Genomic DNA, 562 nt, shown 5'->3' on the forward strand with positions numbered 1-562 from the left:
CGCATTCGGGCATCTGCTGTTTGCTTGGATAGCCTGATTAATTCGAAACTGGTGTGTTGTTTCATTGCTAAAAAAGATGAGTAACGGATATAGCAATTAGATCACATTTTTTCGCGGAATGGTATTAATTTTTTGTTTTAAATCATATGAATCATCAGTGACAACGCGTTCTAGTACTTCGATTCGTTGACGTAGTGCGTTTATTTCATCATGCAGCGACTTATTATTATTTGCCTGCTCGTTTAATGCCACTGCTTGACGCTCTTTTAACTTCATAATGCTGACGATGAAGCTGCCAATTATCGCGATTATTGGGATAAGTAACGCCATTGTTGCTGTGTTCATAATCTGTCCTTGATGATTATCTGTTGTTTTTTAATATTGATTATTGTGCCAAATTAAAATTTAATTACCAGTGACAAAAGTCATGTTGTAATTATACCATTCCGCATAACTAAGTGATCATTGTTGCCCATTGTCGATGGCACATTTTTTTCACACGCTCTTTATCTTCAATGAATGCATTCCACGCTTCACTACAGGCATCAACTATTGACTCGTA

Annotated in this window: 1 protein-coding gene; it reads right to left on the reverse strand. The window is 36.5% G+C overall.

Translation table 11 applies throughout. The features are described 5' to 3' along the window. Positions 1 to 96: 96 nt before the first annotated feature. Positions 97 to 345: a hypothetical protein gene (locus tag IEW93_RS21925; protein WP_188741294.1), complete on the reverse strand. Its 249-nt coding sequence runs from the start codon at positions 343 to 345 to the stop codon at positions 97 to 99. Between the last annotated feature and the right edge of the window lie 217 nt (positions 346 to 562).

The sequence above is a fragment of the Shewanella inventionis genome, from assembly GCF_014641855.1.
In the GTDB taxonomy this organism is placed as follows: domain Bacteria; phylum Pseudomonadota; class Gammaproteobacteria; order Enterobacterales; family Shewanellaceae; genus Shewanella; species Shewanella inventionis.

What these genes read in the sequence shown, in the direction of transcription:
- IEW93_RS21925 (WP_188741294.1), bottom strand. Translation starts at nt 345, where the DNA reads ATGAACACAGCAACAATGGCGTTACTTATCCCAATAATCGCGATAATT.